A 23110-nucleotide genomic window follows, 5' to 3' on the forward strand; every position below is an offset into this window, starting at 1 on the left:
TCTGACCCGGTGGCGCCCCGCGTCGTCGTGCCCTCGCGCGGATCCCCGCACGAGCCGCACCGGCGTGGAAAACTAGGCGGAGACCACCCGGGTCGCCAGGTGAAAGGCCTCATGATGAGCACCCTCGCAGCGCAGCACCAGCCGTCCTCCTCGGCGGAGGACCTCGTCGCCCTGTTCGACGTCCGCCCCACGGACTCCCCGACGCCGCCCGCCGAGCGCGAGGCCGCCATCGCGGCCCCGAAGTTCGGCACCGTCTTCACGGACCACATGGCGCGGATCAGCTGGAACTCGACCGACGGGTGGGTCGACCGCCGCGTCGAGAGGTACGGCCCGCTCCTCCTGGACCCGGCGACCGCCGTCCTGCACTACGCGCAGGAGATCTTCGAGGGCATGAAGGCGTACCGCCACGCCGACGGGTCGGTGTGGACGTTCCGGCCCGAGGCCAACGCCGCGCGCTTCGCCCGCTCGGCGCACCGCCTCGCGCTGCCCGCGCTGTCGGTGGACGACTTCGTCGGCTCGATCACCGCGCTCGTGCGCACGGACGTGGACTGGGTCCCGTCGGGCGAGGAGGCGAGCCTCTACCTGCGCCCGTTCATGTACGCCTCGGAGGCGTTCCTCGGCGTGCGCCCGTCGCTCGAGGCGGAGTACCTCGTCATCGCGTCGCCCGTCGGCCCGTACTTCTCGGGCGGCGTGAAGCCCGTGTCCATCTGGGTGGACCGCGAGTACAGCCGCGCCGGCGCGGGCGGCACCGGCGACGCGAAGTGCGGCGGCAACTACGCCTCGAGCCTGCTCCCGCAGGTGGTCGCGCAGCAGCACGGGTGCGAGCAGGTGTGCTTCCTCGACTCCGCGACGCGCACGTTCCTCGAGGAGCTCGGCGGCATGAACGTGTTCGTCGTCAAGGCGGACGGCTCGGTCGAGACGCCGGAGCTCAGCGGCTCGATCCTCGAGGGCGTGACGCGCTCGTCGATCATCCGCCTCCTCACCGACCGCGGGCACGAGGTCGTCGAGCGCCGCATCCCGCTGACCGACGTCCTCGCCGGGATCCGGGACGGCTCCGTGACGGAGGTCTTCGCGTGCGGCACGGCCGCCGTGATCACGCCGATCGGCCGGCTCGCCGGCTCGGACTTCGACCACACGATCGGCACCGGCGAGGCGGGCTCGCTGACCATGACGATCCGCACCGAGCTCACGGACATCCAGACCGGTCGCGCCGCCGACCGCCACGGCTGGCTGCGCCGGCTCGCCTGAGCGCCGGCTGCGTCGGCTCGCCCGAGCCCGCCCGCACGACACGGGGCGCCCCTCCCGCGGGAGGGGCGCCCCGTCGTCGTCCGGCGTGCGGCGCGGCTGGTGCGCCCGGGTGCTCCAGGTCAGACGACGGGCGCGGGCCGCGCGACGATCGTCCGCCCCGCGACGCCTGCGAGCAGCGACCACACCGCGACGCCGATGAGCAGGTTGATGAGCCCGGACAGCGCCGCCGCGGTGACGTCGCTCGACCACGCGAACGGCAGGACGGCGATCGCCACCACGACGAGCGCCATGATCCAGCCGAAGAACGCGCGCGGACGGGGCGTGCTGAGGATGAGCAGGTGCAGCACCCCGGCGGCGAGCAGCGCGAGGATCGCGCCGTCGATCGCCCACGCCGCCTGGCGCGACCCCGTGGCGAAGAGGTCGGGCGGCGGGACGAGGGTGATCGCGAAGATGCGCTCGAAGATGATCACGCCGAGCAGCCCGATGAGGGCGGCGACGAGCGCGGTCGCGGCGGCTCCCGCCCAGAACCGGCCGGCCTCGACCGTGAGGCGCGGGTCCGCCGGGCTCACGGGGGTGCGGGGCTCGGGGAACTGGGCCTGCGGGTCCGTCGGGCGGATCGCCGGGGGCGGGGACTGCGGGGGGACCGGCGGCTGGCCGTAGCGCCGCGTCGGAGGGTTCTGCGGGTCGTAACCGCCCGGGGTCGGGTCGCTCATCGTCACTCCTCGCTCGGTCGCCGTCGCGCCGACGGGCGGCGGGCGGCTCAGTGGATGGACGCTCTGGTCCATCCTGGCGGAACCTGTGGCACCATGTGCCCTGTGACACACCTCGTCTCCCAGCTCATTATCGAGTAGCGCGCCCGGTAGCACCCACCGGACGCGCAGACCTCCCGCACCCTCGGGGGGTTTTTTTGTTGCTGGGCACCACCTCCGCCCGGCGGCACGGACGCCGGGCCCACCGCCTCACGAGGGCCCCGCCCGGCGTCGGGAGACGCACCGCAGGGGCGGGCGCAGCGACGCCCGCGACACGACGAACGGCAGGAAGAGGCACCATGACCTCGGCGACGACCCCCGGGACCGGTCCCCACGAGCCCCGGGTCTTCCACGTCTACGACACGACCCTGCGCGACGGCGCGCAGCAGGAGGGCATGAACCTCTCCGTCGCCGACAAGCTCGCCATCGCCCCGCTGCTCGACGAGCTCGGCGTCGGTTTCATCGAGGGCGGCTGGCCGGGCGCCGTGCCCAAGGACACCGAGTTCTTCCGCCGCGCGGCCAAGGAGCTCGACCTGCGCCGGGCGGTGCTCGCGGCGTTCGGCGCGACGCGCAAGGCCGGGCTGCGGGCCTGGGACGACCCGCAGGTGCGGGCGCTCGTCGACTCCGAGGCGCCGGTGGTCACGCTCGTCGCGAAGAGCGACGTCCGGCACGTCGAGCGCGCGCTGCGCACGACGCCCGACGAGGGCCTCGCCATGATCACCGACACGGTGTCCTTCCTCGTGAGCGAGGGACGCCGCGTCGTCGTCGACGCGGAGCACTTCTTCGACGGCTACCGGTACGACGCCGCGTTCACGCGCGCGGCCGTGCAGGCCGCGTTCGAGGCCGGCGCCGAGGTCGTCGCGCTGTGCGACACCAACGGCGGCATGCTCCCCACGTGGGTCGCCGAGACCGTGGCGGAGCTGCGCGACGCCGTCGGGCTCCCGCACGGACGCGACGCGCTGCCGGGGGACGCGCTGCTCGGGATGCACGCGCACAACGACTCGGGCTGCGCCGTCGCGAACACGCTCGCCGCCGTCGAGGCGGGCGCCGTGCACGTCCAGGGCACGGTGAACGGGTACGGGGAGCGCACGGGCAACGTCGACCTGCTCACGGTCGTGGCGAACCTCGAGCTCAAGCACGGGGTGCGCACGCTCACGGGCGAGGGCCTGGAGGAGGCGACGCGCATCTCGCACGCGATCAGCGAGATCACGAACATCTCCCCGTACGCGCGCCAGCCGTACGTCGGGGCGAGCGCGTTCGCGCACAAGGCCGGCCTGCACGCGAGCGCCATCAAGGTGGACCCCGACCTGTACCAGCACATCGACCCGACGGCGGTCGGCAACGACATCCGCATGCTCGTCTCGGACATGGCGGGACGGGCGTCGATCGAGCTCAAGGGTCGCGAGCTCGGGTTCGACCTGTCGGGCCAGGGCGACCTCCTCACCCGCGTGACGAACCGGGTCAAGGACGACGAGGCGCGCGGCTACACGTACGAGGCCGCCGACGCGTCGTTCGAGCTGCTGCTGCGCGAGGAGATCGCGGGGGAGCGCCCGCCGTACTTCCGGGTCGAGAGCTGGCGCACGATCGTCGAGCGCGCCGGGTCGCGCGGCACCGAGGCGACGGCGGAGGCGACCGTCGAGCTGCACGCCGGGGGCGAGCGCATCGTCTCCACGGGCGAGGGCAACGGCCCCGTCAACGCGCTGGACCACGCGCTGCGGCTCGCGCTCGGGCGCGTCTACCCGGAGATCGAGGTGTTCGAGCTCATCGACTTCAAGGTGCGCATCCTCGACACCGAGCAGGGCACGGACGCCGTCACGCGCGTGCTCATCGAGACGACCGACGGCTCGACGTCGTGGTCGACGGTCGGCGTCGGGCCCAACCTCATCGAGGCGGCCTGGGAGGCGCTCACCGACTCGGCGATCTACGGGCTGGTCCACGCGGGCGTCGAGCCGCGCTGAGCCGGAGGTGCGCGCGTCGGGCTTAGGGTGGACGCGTGCGTGGTGAGTACAAGGTCCCCGGTGGCAAGCTCGTGGCGGTCGACGTCGAGGTGGAGGCCGGGCGGCTCGCCCGGGTCGCGGTCAGCGGCGACTTCTTCCTCGAGCCGGACGACGCGCTCGAGGACATCGACGGCGCCCTGACGGGCATGCCGGAGACGGCGACGGTGGCGCAGCTCGCGAGCGCCGTGCAGGCCGCGCTCGGCCCTGACGTGACGATGGTCGGGTTCTCGCCCGAGGCGGTCGCGATCGCGGTGCGCCGGGCGCTCGGCCGGGCGACGGGGTGGGGCGACCACACGTTCGAGATCGTGCACGAGGGCCCCGAGGAGCCGGCGATGCACCTCGCGCTCGACCAGGTGCTCACGGAGGAGCTCGACGAGGGCCGTCGCGGCCCGACGCTGCGGATCTGGGAGTGGGCGTCGCCCGCGGTGATCATCGGCTCGTTCCAGTCGCTGCGCAACGAGGTCGACCCGGAGGGTGCGGAGCGGCACGGGGTGACGGTCGTGCGGCGCATCTCGGGCGGGGGCGCGATGTTCGTCGAGCCCGGGAACACCATCACCTACTCGCTGTACGTGCCGGGGTCGCTCGTCGAAGGGCTCAGCTTCGAGCGCTCGTACGCGTTCCTCGACGACTGGGTGCTGGGCGCCCTCGCCGACCTGGGCGTGGAGGCGACGTACAAGCCGCTCAACGACATCGCGTCGCCGGCCGGCAAGATCGCGGGCGCGGCGCAGAAGCGGCTGCGCGGGGGAGCGGTGCTCCACCACGTGACCATGGCGTACGACATCGACGCCGACAAGATGACCGAGGTGCTGCGCATCGGGCGCGAGAAGCTCTCGGACAAGGGCACCACGAGCGCCAACAAGCGCGTCGACCCGGTGCGCTCGCAGACAGGCATGGCGCGCGAGGACGTCATCGAGGCGTTCAAGGACCACTTCCGCTCGCGGTACCGCACGGTCGAGGGTGCGGTCACCCCCGAGGAGCGCGAGCGCGCGCAGGAGCTCGCGCGGACGAAGTTCTCCACGCCGGAGTGGACCGCGCGCGTCCCGTGACGCGCGGGGTGCTGCGCGGGGACGTGCGCGGCCGGCGCGGGATTGTGACGCCCGCCCGCGGGCAGGGCCCCGCGGCCTGAGCGGTCGCCAGAGCCGGGCGACGCCCGGCGATTGTTAAGAACGTGCAACATCTGCCGCCGTGGCTTCCGTTCGCGCACGCGTGGCAGTAATCTCCACACATACGTCCACTGATGGAAGTAAGTTTCACACCGCGGGAGCCGACCGGCCGCGCGGGACCGTCAGGACACACGACCCGGCCGTTCCCCCGACGGCCGACCAGAAAGGAAGTGTCACGGCATGCAGCGACGCAGCACGGTGGCCGTCACGGGCACCCTCGTCCTCGCGCTCGGCCTGGCCGCGTGCAGCTCCGGCGGCGGGTCCGGCTCCGAGGGGACCGGTGGCGACGACGCGACCGACTTCTCGGGCGAGACCCTCACCGTCTGGATCATGGAGGGCACCAACCCCGACGCGGACGCGTTCTTCGACGAGGTGACGACCGCGTTCAAGGACGAGACCGGCGCCGACCTCCAGATCGAGTTCCAGCCGTGGGCCAGCGCCCACGACAAGTTCACGACCGCCATCGCCGGCGGCACGACGCCGGACGTCGCCGAGGTGGGCACCACCTGGACGGGCGAGTTCGCGGACGTCGGCGCGCTCGCCGACCTCTCCGACCGCATCGCGGACGCCGGCCTCGAGGACGACCTCGTCCCCGGGCTCGTCGAGTCCGCGACCCTCGACGGCGGCGTCTACGGCATGCCGTGGTACGCGGGCGTGCGCTCGGTCGTCTACCGCGCCGACCTCTTCGAGGCCGCGGGCATCGAGACCCCGACGTCGTGGGACGAGCTCGTCGCCGCGGCGGACGCGCTCAAGGCGGCGAACCCGGAGATCATCCCGTTCCCCGTCGCGGGCGACAGCCAGTACGGCGCCATGCCGTTCGTCTGGGGCGCGGGCGGTGACCTCGCGGTGAAGGACGGCGACACCTGGACGTCGGAGATCAGCTCGCCGGAGTCGGTCGAGGGCCTCGAGTTCTACACCGGCCTCGCGACCGAGCACGGCTTCTCGACCGCCGCCGCGACGACGTGGAAGGAGACGGACCTCCTCGCCGCGTTCGAGCAGGGCCAGGTCGGCATGATGATCTCCGGCAGCTGGACGCCGGGCAAGATCCTCGCCGACGTCCCGGACATGGAGGGCAAGATCGGCGCCTTCCCGATCCCCGGCCAGACCGAGGGGCTGTCCGACTCGTTCCTCGGCGGCTCGCACCTCGGCGTCTTCGAGGCGAGCGAGAAGCAGGACCTCGCGTGGAAGTTCGTCGAGATGATGACGACCGGCGAGTTCGCGCAGGCGTGGGGCGAGCAGTCCGGCTACTTCCCGGGCCAGACGTCGCTCCTCGAGAAGGTCATCGAGGAGGACGACCCGATCGTCGCGCCGTTCGCCCAGCAGATGGTCGAGGCCGGCCGCTCGGTCCCGGTCACGCCGCTCTACGGTCAGATCCAGGGCAAGAAGACGCTGGAGACGATGCTCCAGTCCGTCCTGTCGGGCAGCGCGACCGTCCAGGAGGCCGCCGACACCGCGGCCGCCGACATGGACGAGACGTTCGGCTCCTGACCTGACGCGTCCGGCCGCGGGCAGCACGCCCGCGGCCGGACGCCGCCTCCGCCGGCACCCCGACCGCCGGCGCCCGCACCACGCCCCGCACCCCGCGACAGGACCTCTCCCATGGCAGACCTTCGAGCCGCGCCCGGCGCCTCGCCGGCCCCGGCCGCCCAGGCCGACCGGCCGCCGTCGAGCACCGTGCCGACCGCCGCACGACGGCGCCGCACGGGCCTCGGCCACCGTTCCCCGCTGCGCCCCTGGCTGCTGCTGGCCCCGGGACTCGTCGTCCTCGGCGTCCTGCTCCTGTGGCCGCTCGTGCGCGTCGTGCTGCTCTCGCTGCAGGACTACGGCCTGCGGCAGATCGCGAGCGGCGAGTCGAACTGGATCGGGCTCCAGAACTACGCCGACCTGCTCGGCGACAGCTACCTGTGGACCACGGTCCTGCCCAACACCGTGCTGTTCGCGCTCGCGTGCGTCGTGCTCACGGTCGCGCTCGGGACGGCGGTCGCGCTGTTCCTCAACACGCTCGGCGGGTTCTGGCGGGGCGTCGGCGCGACGGCGATCATGGTCGCCTGGGCGGTCCCGGCGATCACGGGTACGTACGTGTGGGTGTGGATCTTCGACCCGCTGAACGGCCTCGTCGCCTCGGTGCTCGAGGGCGTGGGCGCGATCGAGCCCGGCACGGTCAACTGGTTCACGGAGCGCCTGTCGTTCTACGCCATCGCGACGCTCAACGTGGTGCACCACGGGTTCCCGTTCGTCGCGATCACCGTGCTCGCGGGGCTCATGACGATCCCGCACGAGCTGCACGAGGCCGCCAAGGTCGACGGCGCGACGGCGTGGCGCCGGTTCTGGGCCATCACCGCGCCCATCCTGCGCCCCGTGTTCGCGGTCGTGACGATCCTGTCGACCATCTGGGACTTCAAGGTCTTCACGCAGATCTACCTCATGCCCGGCGGCAACGGCGGGAACAAGGACGTCTTCAACCTCGGCGTGTGGTCGTACATCCAGTCGTTCGCGCAGGGCAAGTACGGCATGGGCGCGGCGATCGCGGTCCTGCTCACGCTCATCCTGCTCGGCATCACGCTCGTGTACATGCGCACCCTGTTCAAGGAGGAGGAGCTGTGAGCGCCGCCGTCGTCGACACCCGCGCCACCCCCGGGCCCGGCGCCCGCACCGAGCAGGTGCTGCGCGCCCGCCGCCGCCGACCTGGCGTCGCGGCGGCCAAGACCCTGGGGATCGTCGCCCTCCTCGTCTTCTCGCTCTTCCCCGCCTACTGGATGTTCTCCTCGGCGATCGACCCGGAGGCCGCGACGCGCGGCGCCCGGCTCCTTCCCGCCGGCGTCACGTGGGACAACTTCGTCACCGTGATCGACGACGGCGGGTTCGGCCACTACCTGCGCAACTCGGTGCTCGTCGCGCTCGGCACGGTGCTCGCGTCGTCGGTCGTGGCGCTGCTCGCCGCCGTCGCGGTGAGCCGGTTCCGCTTCCGGTTCCGCAAGTCGATGCTCGTGCTCATCCTCATGGTGCAGATGGTGCCGCTCGAGGCGCTCGTCATCCCGCTGTTCATCCAGATGCGCAACCTCAACATGCTCAACTCGCTCCTGGGCCTGGCGGTCGTGTACCTCGCGTTCGCGCTGCCCTTCGCGATCTGGACGCTGCGCGGCTTCGTCGCCGCGGTGCCGGTCGAGCTCGAGGAGGCGGCGTTCCTCGACGGCGCGTCGTGGGGGCGCATGTTCTGGAAGGTCCTGGTGCCGCTCGTCGCGCCCGGGGTCGTCGCGACGAGCGTCTTCTCCTTCATCACCGCGTGGAACGAGTTCATCTTCGCGCTGACGTTCCTCCAGCAGTCGAGCAAGTACACCGTGCCGATCGGGCTGCAGAAGTTCTTCGGCGAGAACACGACCGACTGGGGCGCCGTCATGGCCGCGTCGACGATCATCACGCTGCCCGTGCTCGTGTTCTTCGTCCTCGTGCAGCGCAACCTGTCCTCGGGCCTCACCGCCGGGTCGGTGAAGGGATGAGCGGCGCGACGCCTCCGGCCGCGGCCCCGACCGGGGCGCAGCGCGCGGCCGACGTGGTGCGCGCCGTGAACGGCGTGCTCCTGCCCGGGTTCACCGGCACGGACGACCTGCCGGCGTGGCTCGTCGACGCGGCGCGCGACGGCCTGGCCGGGGTCGTGCTGTTCGGGCACAACACGCCCGACGTCGCGACCACCGCGCGGCTCACCGCGCGCCTGCGCGGCGCGTCGCCCGACCTGCTCGTCGCGGTCGACGAGGAGGGCGGGGACGTGTCCCGGCTCGAGGCCGCGACCGGCTCGAGCCTGCCCGGCAACGCGGCCCTCGGGCTGGTCGACGACGTCGCGGTCACCGAGGAGGTCGGCGCCGCGCTCGGTCGTCTGCTCACCGCGACCGGTGTCGACCTCGACCTCGCGCCCGACCTCGACGTGAACTCCGACCCCGACAACCCCGTGATCGGCGTGCGCTCGTTCGGCGCGGACCCCGCGCTCGTCGCCCGCCACGGCGCGGCGTTCGTCCGCGGACTGCACGCGGGCGGCGCGGGTGCGTGCGGCAAGCACTTCCCAGGGCACGGCGCGACAAACGTCGACTCGCACCTCGCCCTCCCGGTCGTGGACGCGAGCCTCGACGAGCTCCGCGCGCGCGACCTGCCCCCGTTCGTCGCGACCATGGCCCCGGACGCCGGACCCGGCGACGTGCTGCTCGACGCCGTGATGACGGCGCACGTCGTCGTCGCCGCGCTCGGCGCGCTGCCCGCGACGCTCGAGCCCGCCGTCGGCGCGCTCGTGCGCGAGCTCGGGTTCGACGGCCCGATCGTCACCGACGCGCTCGACATGGGCGCGGTCGCGACGTTCGCGGCGGACGGCGCGGGCTCCTCGTCCCGTGCCGACGACGCCGCGCCGCACGGCATCGGCGAGGTCGCGGTCCGCGCGGTGGAGGCCGGCGCCGACCTGCTGTGCCTGGGCACGACCGTCGGTCGCGACGACGAGGTCCTGTTCCGCCAGGCGCAGCGCGCGCTCGTGGACGCCGTCGCGTCCGGCCGGGTCACGGTCGAGCGCCTGCACGCGTCCGCCGCGCGCACGGCGCGCACCCTCGCCGCGGTGCGCGCGCGCCAGGCCGCGAGCGGCGTCGTCCCCTCGCCGGAGTCCGCGCGCGCCGCGCTCGACGCCCTCGACCAGGTGGGCGCCCGCGTCGCGGCGCGCGCCGTCCGGTTCGCCGGGCCCGCGCCGCAGGATCCGCCCGTCCCCACGGCACCCGACGTCGTCGACCTGCGCCTGCGGTTCGACCACGCCGCGGGCCGCACCGCGCAGCACGTCCAGCGCGCGCTCGACGACGCGTTCGGCCCCGACGTGCGGCACCTGCGCCCGGCCGACGCCGAGGCGTGGGCGCGCACGCTCGACGCCGTGCGCGCGGCCGACCGCCCGCTCGTCGTCCTCACGCGCGAGCCCGTCCCGGGTTCGGGCGAGCACGAGCGGCTCACCGAGCTGCTCGCCGCGCGGCCCCACGCCGCCGTCGTGCACACCGGGTTCCCCGGTGCCGTCGGCGCGTGGTTCGGCGCGGACCGCACGGTCGTGGTCGCGTGCGGGACGGGGCGCGCCAACGCGCGCGCCGCCGTCGCGCTCCTGCAGGGGGCCGCGGGCCCGCGCACGAGCCCGGACCAGGAGACGCGTGGCGCCGACCTGACCGTCGGCGCGGCGGGGGAGGGAGAGCGATGATCGTCCTCGGACTGTCCTCCGGCACGTCGGTCGACGCGATCGACGCGGCCGCGGCCGACCTCACGCTCGGCGACGACGGCGTGCTGCGCATGCGGCCCCTCGGCCACACGGAGTACGCGTGGCCGCGCGCCCTGCGCGAGCGCATCCTCAAGGCGTTGCCGCCCGCCGCCGTCGACGTGGCCGAGGTGGCCCAGCTCGACACCCTCATCGGGCAGGAGCTCGGCCGCGCCGGTCGGCGCGCGATCGACGACGTCGCCGGCGGTGACGTCGACCTCGTCGCGTCCCACGGCCAGACGATCTACCACTGGGTCGTCGGGGCGCGGGCCCGCGGCACGCTCCAGCTCGGCAACGCCGCGTGGGTCGCCGAGCACGTCAAGCGCCCGGTCATCAGCGACTTCCGCGTGGCCGACGTCGCGGCGGGCGGCCACGGCGCGCCGCTCGTGAGCGTGCTCGACGCGCTCTGGCTCGGGCGCGAGGACGCGGGCGCCGACGCGACCGCGGACGCCGGGCTCACCGCGGCGCTCAACATCGGGGGGATCGCGAACGTGTCCCTCGTGGGGCGCGTCGACGACCCGGTCACCGGCTGGGACACGGGCCCGGGCAACTGCCTGCTCGACGTCGCGGTCGCGGCGCTCACCGACGGCCGTCTCGCGTACGACAAGGACGGCGAGCTCGCCGCGCAGGGCACGGTCGACCCGGTGGCGCTCGCCGCCCTGCTCGACGACCCGTACTTCGCCGCGCCGGCCCCGAAGTCGACGGGCCGCGAGCTCTTCGACACGACGTACACGGCCCGCCGGCTCGCGTCCGTGCGCCCGGGGCTCACCGGCCCCGACCTCGTCGCGACGCTCACCGAGCTCACCGCGGTCAGTGTCGCCGACGCGCTCGCGGGCCGCGACGTGCGCCGCGTCGTCGCGTCCGGCGGGGGAGCACGCAACCCCGTGCTCCTCGACCGGCTGCGCGCGGCGCTCGCCGAGCGCGTGCCGCACGCGTGCGAGGTCGTGACGTCCGAGGCGCTCGGCCTGCCGGTCGACGCGAAGGAGGCGTACCTCTTCGCGCTCCTCGGCTTCCTGTCGGCCCACGGACTGCCGGGCACCGCCGCCGGCGAGCACCGCCGTCGGGCGACGGGGGCCCGCCGCGCGGTCGTCCTCGGCTCGCTCACCCCGCCCACGCCGCTGCCGTGGCCCGCCGCGAGCGGCCCGGTGCGCCGTCTGGCGCTCGCCAACACCCCGCACGGCCTGCACCCGGGCCCGCGCACCCAGGGTCCGCTGCCGGACCCGACGAAGGGAACCTCCCGATGACCGACCCGACCGTCGCCACGAGCGGCACTCCGAGCGGGGCTGCGAGCACCACCTCGAGCCCCGACGAGTGGCAGGAGCTGGTGCGCCTCGCCTCGCCGACCGAGGAGCGCAACCCGCGCACGACCGACGTCGACCTGCTCCCGACGGCGGACGTCGTCCGGCTCATCACCGAGGAGGACGCCGTCGTCGCGGACGCGGTGCGGGCCCAGCGCGGCCGCATCGCGCAGGCCGTCGACCTCGCCGTGGAGGCGCTGCGCTCCGGCGGCCGCGTGCACTACGTGGGGTCGGGCACGTCGGGCCGCCTCGGCGTGCTCGACGCCGTCGAGCTCCTGCCGACGTACGGCGTGGGCGAGGAGTGGTTCGTCGCGCACCTCGCCGGCGGCGTGGGCGCGATGATGCTGGCCGTCGAGGGGGCGGAGGACGACGTGGCGCTCGGGCGCGCCGACGTCGACGCGGTCGGCCCGCGCGACGTCGTCGTCGGGCTCGCGGCGAGCGGACGCACCCCGTACGTGCGCGGGGCGCTCGACGTCGCGCGCGAGCGCGGGGCGCGCACGGTGCTCGTCTCGGCCAACCCGGACGCGCCCCTCGCGGCCGGGGTGGACGTCGCGATCCTCGTCGACACGGGCCCCGAGGTCGTCACTGGTTCCACGCGCATGAAGGCGGCGACGGCCCAGAAGCTCGTGCTCAACACGTTCTCGACCGCGACGATGATCCGCCTCGGCAAGACGTACTCGAACCTCATGATCGACGTGCGCCCGACGAACCAGAAGCTGCGCGCACGCATCGTCCGGATGCTCGTGCAGGCGACCGGGCTGGGCTCGGCGGAGTGCGAGGACGTGCTGCGCGCGGCCGACGGCGAGGTGCACGTCGCGCTCGTGATGCTCCTCGCGGGCGTCGAGGCCGACGCCGCGCGCGAGGCGCTGGCCGGCGACGGCGTGGCCGGCGTCCGCGGCGCGCTCGCCCGGCTGGGCGCCCTCCCCGCGCGATGACCACCCTGCCGAGGGAGAGGCCGGGTACCGCGAGGTAGAGCCGTGGTCGCGACCAGGCCTCTACCTCGGCCGACCGGGCCTCTACCTCGGCCGGCCGGGCCTCTACCTCGGCGTGCCGGGGCTCTCCCTCGGCGGGGTGGGGCGGGGGCCGAAGACGGCGGTGCCGACGCGGACGATCGTCGCGCCCTCGGCGACCGCGAGCTCCAGGTCGCCGCTCATGCCCATGGACAGCGCGCGGGCGTCCGCGGTCCCCGGTGCGCCCGAGCCCACGACGGCGTCGCGCACCGCGCGCAGGCGTGCGAAGCCCGCGCGCACCACGGCCTCGTCGGGCGAGTTCGCGCCGATCGTCATGAAGCCTGCGAGCCGCAGCCCGTCGAGCGCGGCGACGGCCGTCGCGAGGGCGGGCGCGTCGTCGGGCCGAACGCCCGACTTCGACTCCTCGCCCGAGACGTTGACCTGCACCAGCACGTCGAGCACGCGGCCGTCGCGCGCGCAGCGCGCCGCGAGCGCCTCGGCGAGCGCGAGCGAGTCCACGCTCTCGACGCCGGTCGCGGTGGCGAGGACCTGGTTGACCTTGTTGCGCTGGAGGTGGCCGATCATGTGGACCTCGACCCGCCCCGCGGCGACGAGGTCGGCGAGGTCGGGCGCCTTCGCGACGAGCTCCTGCACGCGGTTCTCGCCGATGAGGTCCGCGCCCGCCTCGACCACGGCGCGGACCGCGTCGGCGGGCTGGGTCTTCGTCGCCACGAGCAGCCGCACGTCCGACGCCGCACGCCCGGCCGCGCGCGCGGCGTCGTCCACCCGGGCCCGCACCCGGTCGAGGTTCTGCGCGATCTGCGCGGGCAGCACGGACGACGGCTCGGGGAGGGGCATGCGGCCAGTCTAGGTCGGCCGCACGGTCCGGGATCCGGGTCGTCTCAGGGTGGTCCCCGATCCGCACCGAGCGCTCGATCGGCGAGAATGGAAGGGAAAGGACGGTGCCGTGAAGACGCTGCTCAACATCATCTGGCTCGTGTTCGCCGGGCTGTGGCTCGCGCTGGGCTACGTCGTGGCGGGGATCATCTGCTGCATCCTGATCGTGACCATCCCGTTCGGGATCGCGTCGTTCCGCATCGCGGGCTACGCGCTGTGGCCGTTCGGCCGCACGGTGGTCGACAAGCCGACCGCGGGCGCCTGGTCGACGATCGGGAACGTCATCTGGGTGCTCGTCGCGGGGATCTGGCTCGCGATCGGGCACGTCGTCACCGCGATCCCGCTGTTCGTGTCGATCATCGGGATCCCGCTCGGGATCGCCAACCTCAAGATGATCCCCGTCTCGCTCCTGCCGCTCGGCAAGGACATCGTCCCGACCGACGCCCGGTACACCTTCTACCAGCGCTGACGGACCGCCTACCGCGCGATCGGGGCGGCCGTGCCCGCCGTGAGGCGCAGCAGGTCCGCGGGCGCCAGGCCCACGTCGAGCCCGCGGCGCCCGCCCGAGACGTAGACGGCGTCGAACGCGAGCGCGCTGTCATCGAGGAACGTGCGGTGGGGCTGCTTCTGGCCCAGCGGCGAGATCCCGCCGACGACGTAGCCCGTCGCGCGCTCGGCGGCGGCAGGCTCGGCCATGCTCGCCTTCTTGCCGCCTGCGGCCTTGGCGAGCGCCTTGAGGTCGAGCTGCCGGTCGACCGGCACGATCCCCACGACGAGCGGGCCGCCGTCGACCACGGCGAGCAGCGTCTTGAACACCTGCTCCGCGGGCACCCCGATGGCCGCGGCCGCCTCGAGCCCGAAGGACAGCTCGCTCGACGGGTCGTGCTCGTACGGGTGGAGGGTGTGCGCGACCCCCTCGCGCTCGAGGAGGGCGACCGCGGGCGTGCCGGCGTGCGCGGAGGACTTCGACTTCTTGGCCACGGCCCGATTGTGCCGCAGCGGACGCGGGGGAGCGCCCGCACGGGTCAGCGGGGGGCGCGGGCCGTCGCGGGGCCGGTGACGCGACGCAGGACGGCCACGGGCACCAGGGCGAGCGCGGTCGCCGCCACGGCGACCCACACCGGCCCGCGGTCGCCGAGCCCGGTGGCGATGGTCGCTGCGGCGGCGGCCGGTCCCACGGCCGCGCCGACGTTGAGCGCCGCCGTCGCGAAGGAGCCGCCCAGCGTCGGTGCGCCCGACGCCGCGCGGAGCACCTGCGCGATCAACGTGCTGCCGACCGCGAAGCCGAGGACGCCCTGCACGAGCACGAGGCAGAGCAGCACCACCGGATCGGCGGCGAAGGCGGCCAGGGCGACCCAGCCACCCAGCAGCAGGACGCCGCCCACGGCGACCACGACCCCGGGGACGCGGTCGGACGTCCGGCCCGCGACGGCGACGCCGAGGAAGGAGCCGACCCCGAAGAGCACGAGCGCGACGGGCACCCACCACCGGCTCAGCCCGGCGACGTCGGTCACCAGCGGAGCGAGGAACGTGAGCGTCGCGAAGGTGCCGGTGTTGACCAGCGCGGCGGACACCATCGTGAGGACGAGCGGGGGCGAGACGAGCTGCGCCAGCTCCGCACGCAGCGGCGGCGCGACGATGGGCGACGGGTCCGCGCGCTCGCTCCCGCGCGCGGCGGGGAGGCCGCGCGCGATCCCGACCGCGGCGGGCAGGCAGAGCGCCGCGACGGCCCAGAAGGTCGACTCCCAGCCCCACGCGGCGCCGAGGAGCGCCCCGGCCGGGACGCCCGCGACCATCGCGACGGTGGTGCCCGACAGCAGCACGGCGACGGCGCGCCCCGTGCGGTCCGCGGGCACGAGCGTCGCCGCCGTGCTGAGCGCGACGGCGAGGAACCCCGCGTTGGCGAAGGCCGCCACCACGCGCACCGCGACGAGCGCCGCGAAGCTCGGGGTGACCGCGCCGACGACGTGGGCGAGGGCGAACAGCGCGACGCAGCCGAGCAGCGTCGCCCGCACCGGCAGGCGGCGGGCCGAGGCCGCCATGACCGGCGCGCCGACGACCATGCCGACGGCGAAGGCCGACGTCAGCAGGCCCGCCGTCCCCACCGGGACGTCGAGGCGGGCGGCGATGTCCGGCACCAGGCCGGCGAGCATGAACTCCGAGGTGCCCATGGCGAAGACCGCCAGGGCGAGCAGGTACAGGGCACGAGGCATCGAGGGCTCCGGGGTGCGAGAGGACGAGCAGGAGGCGTCTCGTCACACCACGGTCAGCGCCCGGAGGGCAGCATCCGGCACGGCACCCGCACGCAGCGGGGGGCGGAAGGCAGCGCTGAGAGGCTCAGCGGTCCTGGGGGCTGACGGTGTGACCGTAAGCCCCCGGAGTGGATGCCTCAGGGCTCGACATGGGCCACACCCTACCCAAGGCGCCGCGCGGGCGCCCGGAGCCCCCGACCGTCCCGGGCCCGGCACTCCGGTCAGACGTTCACGTCGAGCAACGAGCCGATCGCGTACGTCACGCCCATCGCGACCGCGCCGCCGACGACGGTCCGGACCGTCGCGCGACGCGTCGGCGCGTTGCCCAGGCGTGCCGACCCCCAGCCGGTGAGGACGAGCGCGAGCACGACGGCGACGAAGGTGAGCGGGATGCGGATGGTCGCCGGGGCGAGGAGGATCGCCGCGAGCGGCAGCAGCCCGCCGACGGTGAACGACACGATCGAGGCGACCGCGGCCTCCCACGGGCTCGTGAGCTCGTCGGGGTCGATGTGCAGCTCGGCGTCGGCGTGCGCGGCGAGCGGGTCGCGCTCGGTGAGCTGGACGGCGACCTGGCGTGCGAGGTCGGGCGTCAGGCCCTTCGCCTCGTAGATGCCGGCGAGCTCGTCGAGCTCCGCGTCCGGCATCTCCGCGAGCTCGCGGCGCTCGGTCGCCAGCAGAGCCTTCTCGGTGTCGCGCTGCGTGCTCACCGAGACGTACTCGCCCGCCGCCATGGACAGCGCGCCCGCGAGCAGCGCCGCGCCGCCCGCCGTCGCGATGACGGGGATCGACGTGCTCGTCGCCGCGACGCCCACGACGACGCCCGCCGTCGAGACGATGCCGTCGTTCGCGCCGAGCACACCCGCCCGGAGCCGGTTGAGCCGCGAGCCCGTGCTCTCCGGGTGGTGGGGCTCGCCGGGGTGCCGACCGGTGCGCGGTGCGTCGCTCATGGGTTCACCGTAAGACGCGACCGGCGCGGCGCGACCCGGGGCGCGAGACCGTCGACCCCGACCGCCGCGCGTCCTCTACCCTGCTCCGCGTGACGCAGGGGAACTCCACGGACGAACGGCCGACGACGCGCGCGGAGCGCTACGAGCACGGGCGGGCGGTGTTCGGCGCGGTCAACGAGGCGGCGCCCGCCGCCATCGCCGAGGCGCTCGCCGACGTCTCGCCCGAGCTCGAGCACCAGATCTCGGCGTGGGCGTACGGCGAGATGTACGCGCGCCCGCACCTGGAACCGCGGGACCGCCAGCTCGTCACGCTCGGGATGCTCGCCGCGCTCGGCGGGTGCGAGGCGCAGCTCGACATCCACGTGGGGACCGCGCTCGACGTCGGGCTGACGCCCCGGGAGATCGTCGAGGCGCTCCTGCAGTCGGCGGTGTACTGCGGCTTCCCACGCGCGCTCAACGCGACCGCTGTCGCGAAGGAGGTCTTCGGGCGGCGCGGGCTCCTGCCGGTCGAGTGATGGTGGCGTGGCCGAGACCCACCGGCCTGGCCCGGCCTAAAAGCGGCCCGACGGCAAGCAGCGTCACCGCGTGCGCGCCTGCCTCGTCGCTCGTCGCTCGTCGTGATGCCCCAGTCGTGGTTGTCCGCCGGCGTCGACCGTGTGCGTGGACAGGCGGGTAGTACTCGTGACGACGAGGCGTGGACATTGCTGCGCCGGGGTAGGCCTCTCCGGTCGGGACCCTGCGCCCGGGTGGAGGGTGCTGAACCGAGACAGGAGTAGTGCGGGGGCAAGACTTGCGTTTGTCGATCGGCGAGTCCACTCCTGCGCTAGTGGGTCCCCACTGTGGCTATTGCGTACAGACGGGCGGGGAATAGTAGTGCGTGCCTGCCCACTTCCCTCGCGCTATATAACCATGCGCGGTTACTACGTTGCCCATAGGGCCGCCGTAACCACTTCACGACAGGAACGCGTCCGCGCATTTGTCCCTGCGTCTCCTTGCGACTCTACCGACTTGAGAGGGCGGTCGTGCTCCAGCGCGTAGCAAGGGACGGGAAGTGTGGAAGTACGAGGGACCAGCGACCCTAGTTCCCAGCCAAACGGCGGGACCGTCTTCCGCTCCCGAGCAAGACTCGGGTCGCAACCGGGTGGCCGCATATAGGCTAAGTCATGCGTTGTATCCTATTGTCGGTCCGGCGAAGTTGCTGATACTATCCCAGGAGTCACAGCTGGGGCGGGAGGACAATGAAGACTGTCGCGTTTTTCAATAACAAGGGTGGAGTTGGGAAGACTACACTCGCGTGCAACGCCGCTGCGTTCATGGCACGCTTGGGGCAACGTGTAGTCTTGATCGACTGCGACCCCCAGGCAAACAGCACGCAACTACTTCTCCAAGACGAAACGTGGGGGGCGCTCTACGAGGATCGCCGCCGGGCCGAAAACGAGACAGTCATCAAGGCGCTGCGGCATATTCGATCAGGTGATTCTGGGATCGAGTCGAACGTAACCCTAATAGACTCACCGAGATTCGGAGTGAGGGTTCTCGCCGGTCACCCGTCGCTCTCGACACTTGAAGATCAACTCAGTCAATCGTGGGGCGAGTTTGGGAGCGGAGTGCTCGGAGGCGCGCGCCGGTCTCTTTGGGCTCGGAAACTGACTGACACCATCGACGCCGACGTGATTATATTCGACCTCGGGCCGAGCCTCGGTGCACTGAACCGCAGCGTCCTGATCGGAGCCGACTATTTTGTCACCCCTGTGGCGGCTGACCTATTCTCACTATACGCGCTTGAGAATATCGCCGAATGGATGAGGGACTGGGTTTCTGAGTATAAGGAGAGTTGGCAGAAACTCAATAAGAAAGACCCTGATGGGGTGCGCGATTGGGTGATTCCGGAAGGAGTCCCCATAACTAGTGGCTATGCCGGCTACACGGTTCAGCAGTACGTAACACGGAATACGCGAGGGCAGGGGCGTGGTGTCGCCGCCTACGAGCGCTATAGGCGGCAGATCCCGGAGCGCGCCAGCGGCTTGCAAGAATTTGGTGTCGGCAGCGACGGCTCCCTTGAGCTGGGCGTCGTGCCGAATATGTTCTCAATGATCCCTCTCGCCCAGTTCGCGCATGCGCCGATCAGCCACCTCACCACGAGCGACGGGGTGCGCGGGGCGCAAGTTTCTCAACAAGCGCGCTATACGCTACAGCTCGACAGGATATTCTCTCGTCTTGCAAAGAACGTGGGTGTCACTGAGCCGGGCATCTCGGGTGTGCTCAATGTTTGATTGGCCCGAGGACGTGCTTGAACATGCGCGCCGTAGAGAGCTGGTCCTCGTAATAGGTGCGGGTGTTTCGCAGAACGCCCAACCAATTGCGTCCAGGCGTCCGCCCGGATGGCGCGATCTGCTGAAAGAACTCGCCTCGAGGATTGGCGATCCTGAACTAGACGTAGAATTGGAGGAGTTGTTCTCTCAGGAGCGTTATCTCGACGCTGCAGAACTTCTCCGTCAGCACGCACGTGCTAAGAGTCAGGAGCAGGCGGTTCATACTCAACTCCGGCGCTCCGTAGACGGACACCCTCCCAACGTCTTTACGGGAGGTGAATGGCACGAGCAGATTGTTCGACTCGAGCCAAGAGTGATTATCACGACGAACTTCGACAAGATTCTGGAACGTGCGACAAATGATGGCTATGCCTCCCATAGCTTCGACTCGCCAACAGTCGCCAGCGACGTTCGCCGCGGTGAGCCTGTGCTGCTGAAGATGCACGGAACAGTGGATCACATTGAACGCGTGGTTCTCAGCAGGCGGGACTACACTCGTTTGCGCGTCGACGGTCGGCCTATGTTAGAAGTGATCCAGGCCCTATTCTTGACCCGAGTCGCGCTTTTTATCGGGTACAGTCTGCGTGACCCCGATATGCAACTTCTTCTTGAGAACAACTTCGGCGGCACGGACGGCCCCCCCGCGCATTACGTCCTGCTTGGTGACAATCTTCCCGATTTCGAACGAGAGGTCTTGAGGTTCTCGTATGGAGTCACGCCAGTCTTGTATCCTGCAGGCGATCATGATCAAGCGCTTGGGATGTTGAGAGTGCTTGCTGACGAGGTCGAGGCCGCCCGGCCCGAAATAGCGTAATTGTATTGAGCGGCGATTGGCCTTTGGGGTAGCAATAGTCTTGGCCCCTGACTCTAATTGGGGCAAATCGTTGACCAGTTAGGTGGGGTGCTTCTGATCTGTTTCTACAGCGGCCCGACGGCGAGCACGGTCACCACGGGCTCGCCCGCCTCGTCGCTCGCCGCGAGGTCGACGCTCGCCGTGACGGCCCAGTCGTGGTCGCCCGCCGGGTCGTCGAGCACCTGCCGCACGAGCCACGTGCCCGCGGGGACCACGCCGCCGGGGGCGTGCTCCGCCGTCGGGCCCTCGTGGCCGGCAGGGAGCTCGGCGCCCGCCTCGACGACGCGGAACAGCGCCGCGGAGCGAGCTCCGGGCCCGATGCCGATCGCGTCGTCGCCCTGGTCCTCGAAGAGCGGGTCGAGCGCGTCGCCCCACGCGTCCGCGTCCCAGCCCGCGCCGCCGTCGAGCGCGCCGAGCGCGCGGTAGTCCTCGCGTGCGGCGAGCTCCACGCGCTTGAACAGCGCATTGCGCACGAGGCGGCGGAACGCGCGCGGGTTGCCCGTGACGGGACGGGTCGGCGCCTCGGCCCCCGCCCCGGAGAGCGGGCCGTCGCCCACCTCGGTGTCCGCGTCGTCGTCGACCGGGTGCGCCAGGCGCTCCCACTCGTCGAGGAGCGACGAGTCGACGCCGCGCACCAGCTCGCCGAGCCACTCGACGATCTCCTGCACCTCCTCGGTGCGGTGCTCCTCGGGGACGACCTGGCGCAGCGCACGGTAGGCGTCCGCGAGGTAGCGCAGCACCACGCCCTCCGTGCGCTCGAGCCCGTAGACGGACACGAACTCCGCGAACGTCATGGCGCGCTCGACCATGTCACGGACCACGGACTTGGGGGAGAGCTCGGCGTCCGCGACCCACGGGTTGGACCGCTTGTACATCGCGAACGCGGGCGCGAGCAGCTCCTCGAGCGGCTTGGGCCACGTGATCTCCTCGAGCAGCGCCATGCGCTCCTCGTACTCGTACCCCTCGGCCTTCATCGCGGCGACGGCCTCGCCCTTGGCGGCGTTCTGCTGGGCGTAGAGGACCTGGCGCGGGTCGTCGAGCGTCGCCTCGATGACGGAGACGACGTCGAGCGCGTGGGTCGCGCCCTCGACGTCGAGCAGGTCCAGGGCCGCGAGCGCGAACGGCGACAGCGGCTGGTTGAGCGCGAACTCGCGCGACAGGTCGCCGACGAGGCGCACGCTCGGGCGGTAGCCCGCGGGGCGCGACGGGTCCGGGACGCGCACGCGCTCGACGATCCCCGCCACGCGCAGCGAGCGGTAGATGCGGAACGTCTGGCGCACGTGCTCGCGGCGCTGCGACTCGGTGTCGTGGTTCGCGAGGAGCAGGTGGCGCATGGCCTCGACCGGGTCGCGACGCGGGTCGCTCGCGTCGGCCTGGCCGCCGCGACCGTGCTGCGCGGTGCGCGCGAGGACGTTGAGCACCATGGCGTGCGTGACGGTGAAGTGGCTCGTCAACGGCTCAGGCTCGGCGTCGCGCAGGCGCTCGAACGTCGCGTCGGTCCAGTTGACCGAACCCTGCGGCGCCTTCTTGCGGACGATCTTCTTGAGCTTCTTCGGGTCGTCGCCCGCCTTGGCGAGCATCTTGCGGTTCTCGATGACGTGCTCGGGCGCCATGACGAGCACCTCGCCCACGGTGTCGTACCCGGCGCGGCCCGCGCGCCCCGCGATCTGGTGGAACTCGCGCGCCGTGAGGTGGCGCATGCGCTCGCCGTCGAACTTCACGAGGCTCGTGAGCAGCACGGTGCGGATCGGCACGTTGATGCCGACGCCGAGCGTGTCCGTACCGCACACGACCTTGAGCAGGCCCGCCTGCGTGAGGCGCTCGACGACGCGCCGGTACTTGGGCAGCATGCCCGCGTGGTGCACGCCGACGCCGTGGCGCAGGAACTTGCTGAGCGTCTTGCCGAACCCGGTGCCGAAGCGGAAGTCGCCGAGCTCGGCGGCGATCGCCTCCTTCTCGGACTTCGTCGCGACGTTCATCGACAGCAGGGACTGCGCGCGCTCGACCGCGTCCTTCTGCGTGAAGTGCACGACGTACACGGGCGCGCGGCGCGTGCTGACGAGCTCCTCGATGACCTCGGTCAGCGGCTCGACGACGTAGCTGAAGTGCAGGGGGACCGGCCGCTGCGCGGTGGTCACCTCGGCGACGGGCCGGCCGGTGCGCTCCTCGAGCTCCTCGACGAACCGGGTCGTGTCGCCGAGCGTGGCGGACATGAGCAGGAACTGGGTGTTCGGCAGCTCGAGCAGCGGCACCTGCCACGCCCAGCCGCGCTGCGGGTCGGCGTAGAAGTGGAACTCGTCCATGACGACCTGGGAGATCGCGTCCTCGTCGTCCGCACCGGCGTTCTCGCCGCCGCGGCGCAGCGCGATGTTCGCGAGGATCTCGGCCGTGCAGCAGATGATCGGCGCGTCGGGGTTCACGGCGGAGTCGCCCGTCGTCATGCCCACGTTCTTGGAGCCGAACGCCGCGACGAGCGCGAAGAACTTCTCGCTGACGAGCGCCTTGAGCGGCGCGGTGTAGTAGGTGCGGCCGCCGCGGCCCGAGCGGTGCGCGGCGAGCGCCGCGAACTGGGCGCCCATCGCGACGAGCGACTTCCCCGACCCGGTGGGCGTCGAGAGGATGACGTGCGAGCCGGTGACCAGCTCGATGAGCGCCTCGCTCTGGTGCGGGTAGAGCTCGAGGCCCTGCTCCGTCGCCCACGTGGTGAACCCCTCGTAGAGCGCGTCCGGGTCGGGGGCCTTGCCCGTCGGGGCGGGCACGTGCGCGAGGAGAGCCGGGGTGCGGCCGGTCGTGGTGGTCACTGGACGAGTCTGTCAGGTGTCGCGCAGGCGGGTCGCCGGGCCGCAGCCCGGGGCGATAGGCGAGGAGCGAGACGGGGGTTGATAGCGCTGTCAACGTGTGCGAGGGTAGCCCCGGACGTGCACGGGACGCGCGTCCGGCCTCCGCGTCACCGACGACCACCGAGCCCACGCCGCCGTGGGACGGAGGGAGCACCCCGTGCGGTCACCCGCAGATCACCCGCTCGTCACCTGCCCCTGACAGGGTGGCGCGGGCCCGCCCCGGCCCTCCGCGCCATCCCACCCCCTGACCGACCCTGCCGCCCCGGCGCCCCCGCCGGCGGCCCCTGCCCGAGGACACCATGGCCCCCAGCCTGCCGACCCCCCGATCCCTGCACCCCAGACCC

The 23110-nt window shown here is 72.4% G+C and carries 19 protein-coding genes; 13 read left to right on the forward strand and 6 right to left on the reverse strand.

Features of this window, described 5'->3' with window-relative positions:
* Positions 1-114 precede the first annotated feature (114 nt).
* The gene (locus ACPCUX_RS08430; RefSeq protein ID WP_034654423.1) at positions 115-1248 is read left to right on the forward strand and encodes a branched-chain amino acid aminotransferase; all 1134 of its coding nucleotides are present in this window, start codon (positions 115-117) and stop codon (positions 1246-1248) included.
* Between the two features lie 119 nt (positions 1249-1367).
* On the opposite strand, the gene ACPCUX_RS08435 is transcribed toward ACPCUX_RS08430, so the two are convergent.
* Complete coding sequence (locus ACPCUX_RS08435; protein ID WP_051028087.1) at positions 1368-1961, reverse strand: hypothetical protein; 594 nt, start codon at positions 1959-1961, stop codon at positions 1368-1370.
* 335 nt (positions 1962-2296) lie between these two features.
* On the opposite strand from ACPCUX_RS08435, the gene cimA reads away from it, so the two are divergent.
* The 8 genes from cimA to ACPCUX_RS08475 all read left to right on the forward strand — a co-directional run bounded on the left by cimA (position 2297) and on the right by ACPCUX_RS08475 (position 12650).
* On the forward strand, positions 2297-3955 hold the full coding sequence (gene cimA / locus ACPCUX_RS08440; protein WP_423388548.1) for a citramalate synthase: 1659 nt from the start codon (positions 2297-2299) through the stop codon (positions 3953-3955).
* Positions 3956-3990: 35 nt separating this feature from the next.
* Positions 3991-5040 carry a lipoate--protein ligase family protein gene (locus tag ACPCUX_RS08445; protein ID WP_034654406.1) on the forward strand — a complete coding sequence of 350 codons (1050 nt, stop codon included), beginning with the start codon at positions 3991-3993 and terminating at the stop codon, positions 5038-5040.
* A gap of 297 nt (positions 5041-5337) precedes the next feature.
* Positions 5338-6645, forward strand: a complete 1308-nt coding sequence (locus ACPCUX_RS08450; RefSeq protein WP_034654404.1) for a sugar ABC transporter substrate-binding protein — start codon at positions 5338-5340, stop codon at positions 6643-6645.
* 111 nt (positions 6646-6756) lie between these two features.
* Positions 6757-7761, forward strand: a complete 1005-nt coding sequence (locus ACPCUX_RS08455; RefSeq protein WP_378225125.1) for a carbohydrate ABC transporter permease — start codon at positions 6757-6759, stop codon at positions 7759-7761.
* Between the two features lie 56 nt (positions 7762-7817).
* On the forward strand, positions 7818-8654 hold the full coding sequence (locus tag ACPCUX_RS08460) for a carbohydrate ABC transporter permease (protein ID WP_371810625.1): 837 nt from the start codon (positions 7818-7820) through the stop codon (positions 8652-8654).
* Entirely contained in the window at positions 8651-10363 is a 1713-nt protein-coding gene (locus ACPCUX_RS08465) for a glycoside hydrolase family 3 N-terminal domain-containing protein (protein ID WP_423388549.1), read from the forward strand. The genes ACPCUX_RS08460 and ACPCUX_RS08465 overlap by 4 nt, the downstream gene beginning before the upstream one ends.
* Positions 10360-11661 (forward strand): anhydro-N-acetylmuramic acid kinase, encoded by a 1302-nt coding sequence (locus ACPCUX_RS08470; RefSeq protein WP_137281005.1) that lies wholly within the window; start codon positions 10360-10362, stop codon positions 11659-11661. The genes ACPCUX_RS08465 and ACPCUX_RS08470 overlap by 4 nt, the downstream gene beginning before the upstream one ends.
* A complete protein-coding gene (locus tag ACPCUX_RS08475; RefSeq protein WP_083711907.1) occupies positions 11658-12650 on the forward strand; it encodes an N-acetylmuramic acid 6-phosphate etherase in 993 nt (330 codons plus the stop codon). Before ACPCUX_RS08470 ends, ACPCUX_RS08475 begins: the two co-directional genes overlap by 4 nt.
* A gap of 102 nt (positions 12651-12752) precedes the next feature.
* Here ACPCUX_RS08475 and ACPCUX_RS08480 read toward each other — a convergent pair whose 3' ends face one another.
* A complete protein-coding gene (locus ACPCUX_RS08480; protein WP_423388550.1) occupies positions 12753-13523 on the reverse strand; it encodes a YggS family pyridoxal phosphate-dependent enzyme in 771 nt (256 codons plus the stop codon).
* Positions 13524-13632: 109 nt separating this feature from the next.
* Here ACPCUX_RS08480 and ACPCUX_RS08485 point away from each other — a divergent pair, with 109 nt between their 5' ends.
* On the forward strand, positions 13633-14031 hold the full coding sequence (locus ACPCUX_RS08485) for a YccF domain-containing protein (protein ID WP_021483390.1): 399 nt from the start codon (positions 13633-13635) through the stop codon (positions 14029-14031).
* An 8-nt stretch (positions 14032-14039) separates the two neighbouring features.
* Here ACPCUX_RS08485 and ybaK read toward each other — a convergent pair whose 3' ends face one another.
* The 3 genes from ybaK to ACPCUX_RS08500 form a co-directional block, all read right to left on the reverse strand.
* Complete coding sequence (gene ybaK / locus ACPCUX_RS08490) at positions 14040-14543, reverse strand: Cys-tRNA(Pro) deacylase (RefSeq protein ID WP_194228482.1); 504 nt, start codon at positions 14541-14543, stop codon at positions 14040-14042.
* 44 nt (positions 14544-14587) lie between these two features.
* Positions 14588-15775 carry a Cmx/CmrA family chloramphenicol efflux MFS transporter gene (locus ACPCUX_RS08495; RefSeq protein WP_423388551.1) on the reverse strand — a complete coding sequence of 396 codons (1188 nt, stop codon included), beginning with the start codon at positions 15773-15775 and terminating at the stop codon, positions 14588-14590.
* A 260-nt stretch (positions 15776-16035) separates the two neighbouring features.
* The gene (locus tag ACPCUX_RS08500; RefSeq protein WP_144682468.1) at positions 16036-16761 is read right to left on the reverse strand and encodes a VIT1/CCC1 transporter family protein; all 726 of its coding nucleotides are present in this window, start codon (positions 16759-16761) and stop codon (positions 16036-16038) included.
* 89 nt (positions 16762-16850) lie between these two features.
* On the opposite strand from ACPCUX_RS08500, the gene ACPCUX_RS08505 reads away from it, so the two are divergent.
* From ACPCUX_RS08505 to ACPCUX_RS08515, 3 genes are all read left to right on the forward strand, one after another.
* Positions 16851-17276, forward strand: coding sequence for a carboxymuconolactone decarboxylase family protein (locus tag ACPCUX_RS08505; RefSeq protein ID WP_034650365.1), 426 nt, complete (start codon positions 16851-16853; stop codon positions 17274-17276).
* 723 nt (positions 17277-17999) lie between these two features.
* Positions 18000-19034 carry a ParA family protein gene (locus tag ACPCUX_RS08510; protein WP_423388552.1) on the forward strand — a complete coding sequence of 345 codons (1035 nt, stop codon included), beginning with the start codon at positions 18000-18002 and terminating at the stop codon, positions 19032-19034.
* Positions 19027-19887, forward strand: a complete 861-nt coding sequence (locus ACPCUX_RS08515; RefSeq protein WP_423388553.1) for an SIR2 family protein — start codon at positions 19027-19029, stop codon at positions 19885-19887. The genes ACPCUX_RS08510 and ACPCUX_RS08515 overlap by 8 nt, the downstream gene beginning before the upstream one ends.
* A 104-nt stretch (positions 19888-19991) precedes the next feature.
* On the opposite strand, the gene ACPCUX_RS08520 is transcribed toward ACPCUX_RS08515, so the two are convergent.
* Positions 19992-22727: a DEAD/DEAH box helicase gene (locus ACPCUX_RS08520; protein WP_423388554.1), complete on the reverse strand. Its 2736-nt coding sequence runs from the start codon at positions 22725-22727 to the stop codon at positions 19992-19994.
* Between the last annotated feature and the right edge of the window lie 383 nt (positions 22728-23110).

Source organism: Cellulosimicrobium sp. AB352 (assembly GCF_049538415.1).
Lineage (GTDB): Bacteria > Actinomycetota > Actinomycetes > Actinomycetales > Cellulomonadaceae > Cellulosimicrobium > Cellulosimicrobium funkei.